General features: G+C 39.5%; 3 protein-coding genes, 1 tRNA gene and 1 pseudogene. 2 read left to right on the top strand and 3 right to left on the bottom strand.

The window, feature by feature from the left end; genetic code table 11:
* Both AC1DPZ_RS24105 and AC1DPZ_RS24100 read right to left on the bottom strand, forming a co-directional pair.
* Positions 1-653: hypothetical protein (locus tag AC1DPZ_RS24105; protein ID WP_477408264.1), on the bottom strand; the 653-nt coding region annotated here is incomplete at its 3' end.
* 12 nt (positions 654-665) lie between these two features.
* Entirely contained in the window at positions 666-1,856 is a 1,191-nt protein-coding gene (locus tag AC1DPZ_RS24100) for a DUF2062 domain-containing protein (protein WP_477408262.1), read from the bottom strand.
* A gap of 328 nt (positions 1,857-2,184) precedes the next feature.
* On the opposite strand from AC1DPZ_RS24100, the gene AC1DPZ_RS24095 reads away from it, so the two are divergent.
* Positions 2,185-2,257 (top strand) — tRNA-Met (locus tag AC1DPZ_RS24095).
* A 411-nt stretch (positions 2,258-2,668) separates the two neighbouring features.
* Entirely contained in the window at positions 2,669-3,091 is a 423-nt protein-coding gene (locus AC1DPZ_RS24090) for a helix-turn-helix domain-containing protein (protein ID WP_477408260.1), read from the top strand.
* Between the two features lie 72 nt (positions 3,092-3,163).
* On the opposite strand, the pseudogene AC1DPZ_RS24085 reads toward AC1DPZ_RS24090, so the two are convergent.
* Positions 3,164-3,495 (bottom strand): annotated as a pseudogene (locus AC1DPZ_RS24085) (hypothetical protein); the annotation flags it as partial.

The following is a 3,495-nucleotide window of genomic DNA, read 5'->3' as shown; positions in this document are numbered from 1 at the left end:
GGGGTGATGAACATGAGCAGGTTTTTGCGGTTTTTGGTAACTACGTAATTATCGTAAAGTTCAAAATTCTTATCATACTGCAGCTCTTGTAATTTTTTCAAGCCGATGAAAGAGATGCCCACCGGGTCGTTACTAATGATGCTTTTTAGGGCAATGCCTGCCGGGTACGTAAGCGTGCGGTAATCGTAGGCCAGAGTTTGTTTAACTTTTTCGGGTGTAATGAGGGTGTCGACGGTTTGATAATCCTTTTCTGCCAGGTAAATCGGCAACTTTTGGCTGATGGTGCCAAACAGGTTCATTACCACATCATCATTAACTTTAAAACTGGCTTTGCCAATATAAGGCGTAAATTTGGACTGTACGGCAGCCGCAAATTCATCAGCAAAAGCTACCAGGCTGTCGGGATTTACAATAGCTGTGCTGTCCTTTAGCGATACCATGATCACCAGCTTATCTAAAAACTTAGAGTTCTGGAAAACTTCGTTCAGCTTGGCTATTTTTTTATCCCTGGGGATAACTTTGCTGATATCCTCCTCAAACTTTACCTGCGATGCAAAATAGCCCATCAACAAAAAGCAAGCAGCAAATACCGTATAAAAAATACCCCTGTTCCTGGTAAAATAATGGTATATGAGGACAAGACCTTTTTCCATTTAATGGCTTACTTATATGGCAGCGGGTGCTTTTTTTAACAATTTTAGTAAAGCGTAAGTTATAAGGCCAACCGTAAGTGATGCAACAACAGCCAGTGTAAGGCTGCCGTAAATATATTGCTCCATATGTTCGCCAACAGTTTTGAAGGATATTTTTGAGCTGAAAGCTATATTGGTAACCCTATTGCCCATCCAGTACTCACCGGCTTTGTAACTTAAAAATATAATAACAGGGATCATTGGCGGGAAACTGATATGTGCCGTAAATACTACAAGGGCCTTATTGAGTTTAAATATGATAGACAAAAATATGGCTACAGCTAACTGAAAACCCCAGATGGGCACTATCCCCATAAAAATACCAAAGCCTATAGATAAGGCTTTTACCTCGTCGGAATCATTGGGATTATATAAGGTGGCTATTATTTTTTTCCGCCCCTTTTTTTTTGATAAATTCAGGAAAAGCTCGCGCGGTTTAATCCAGACAAAGGCAATTACTACCAAAAAGGCATTTAGCACGCCAACCCGCGAAAAATCTGTAACGGGACGGAAGTGCGAAACCCGGGTTTCCTTTGGTGCATAATACACGCTCACCGGCACCGAATCCATGTATACACCGCGCCATGAGGCCCGAACGATCACCTCGATCTCAAACTCATATTTGCGGGTATAAAACTTCATCCCCTCTAACAGGTATAATGGATATAACCTGAAGCCTGATTGCGTGTCGGGTGAATGGATCCCTGTTTCTACCCAAAACCAAAAATTGGAAAATTTATGCCCGAAACTGCTTTTACCTGGTACCGCGGCCTGGCTCATATTACGGGAACCAATAATGATGGCGTCCTGAACCTGTTCAAGTTTATCTAAAAATACAGGAATATCTTTGGCAAAATGCTGCCCGTCGGAATCAATGGTGATGGCGTATTTATAGCCTTTTTGCATGGCATAGGCAAATGCCTGGCGTAGTGCCCAGCCTTTCCCCACATTATCAGGATAGCTGATGAGCTGTACTTGTGGGAATGTTTTTACGATAGCTTCGGTATCATCTGTTGAACCATCATTAACTACAATGATATGGTTGCTATAGGCAGATACATCTGTAATTACACCGGCCAGGGTTAGATGATTATTATAGGTGGGGATGATAACACATACGTGCAGGTCATCAAACCGCTTACTTACTAAACCCTCAAATTCCATTAATTGCCCTTGATACGTAATAAATTGAAAACAACATTTTTATACATAACAAAATTAGTGTTAATGATGACAAAGCGGTTAAATAGTTTAAAATTAATAAAATGGGGGATTTAACCATCATAATTTAGCACGCTAAAAAGCCTCATTCAACCCCAGAAAGAATCCTTTGGAACCATATTACCATAGCATAATCATCTTTAGGTGTGCTGGGGGGGCCAGGTAAGTTATATCACCACTGATTAAATAAGATCCCCCGTAGAAAGTAGATTTTCAATTATTTTACACTGTAATGCCAAAACTTATCATACATTTGCAGCCCAACAAACAGTGCGGGATGGAGCAGTTGGTAGCTCGTCGGGCTCATAACCCGAAGGTCGTAGGTTCGAGTCCTGCTCCCGCTACCTCGAAAGCCTCTTAGAGAAATCTGAGAGGCTTTTTTTATTTACCTTAGTCCAAAGGATATACACCTCTCCTTTTGTTGACTGATATATAAAGAATAAAAAACACCAGTTAAGCACAAGGGTTCCGGAGATCTGCCAATACCAGCACATGCCGCAAGATTTGCCTCATTTTTAATCAGCATCTTTTTAGCGTTTTATCGGTCCATTTACAATTGGCTCAATTATTGCATAATTTGTTATATTAGGTAAAGTTTTATTATATTAGATAAATTAAATTTGTATTACCAAGGTGAAATTTGCATTACCCGGGCAAAATGGTTTCAATCCCGGTAAAGCAAGCCACCTTCGCTTAAATAATTAACTTCCTATAATTATATAACTGTTTGTGTTGTACTAAAGGGAATTAATGCCATGAATATTTCTTCGATTGATAATGATATTGGTAACGAAAATTTAACCCTCGGCCAACCTGACCTTGGACTTATTTTGGAAAAAGTGCTTCATCGGGAATGCATGTGTATTTCAGAAATTGCCAAAAATTTAAACGTCAGCCGCCGTACAGTTTACAACTGGTTCGGAATGAAAAATCTTGACCTCGAAATTATATACAAAATCGGGAACGTTACCGGGTATGATTTTTCTAAAGATATTCCGGGATTTGATAAAATGAAACAAGCGTTTGAGGAAAAAGCGATCAAACAAAGTTTAATTTTGGATGAAGAGGATTCAAACGCGGTACACTATTGGATGGAAAAATATATCAGTTTACTCGAAAAGTATAATAACATCATACTTAAAGATTATGGAAAACTGAATGATAAAGAAATGCGGTAATTCCTTCAGAAAAACCAAACCTGAATAGATAACACTCACAATGGTTCTTGATTAGATAAATTAATAGACTTTCTAATTCGCCCCCACCTTTGGTGTAACCAATGGTGCTAAAGTATACGATGTCTTCGACGAGCGTAAAAACCGTCGCAGGTTGGATTTAATAGTGGTTATAAATTCGTAATCGGTAGCTGTTTTTACCAGGAAGTAGCCGGGGCGATAGCGTTGCATAAAGTCGGTAAGTTGTTGGTCTTTAAGATGGGTTACACTGGCAACAAATACACGGTTAAACCTAAAATCTATCTCTCTTTGATGGTAATCTTTTTCAATTGTTTCGCGTAGTTTTTCGGCATTTCGCCCGCTGCGGCTAAAAGCGTTGTACAGTGCGTCTATGCCTATACCTGCAC

The sequence above is a fragment of the Mucilaginibacter sp. P4_G9 genome (assembly GCF_056400985.1).
The sequence above is the reverse complement of the archived record's forward strand: the minus strand, read 5'-3'. Positions and strand labels throughout refer to the sequence as shown.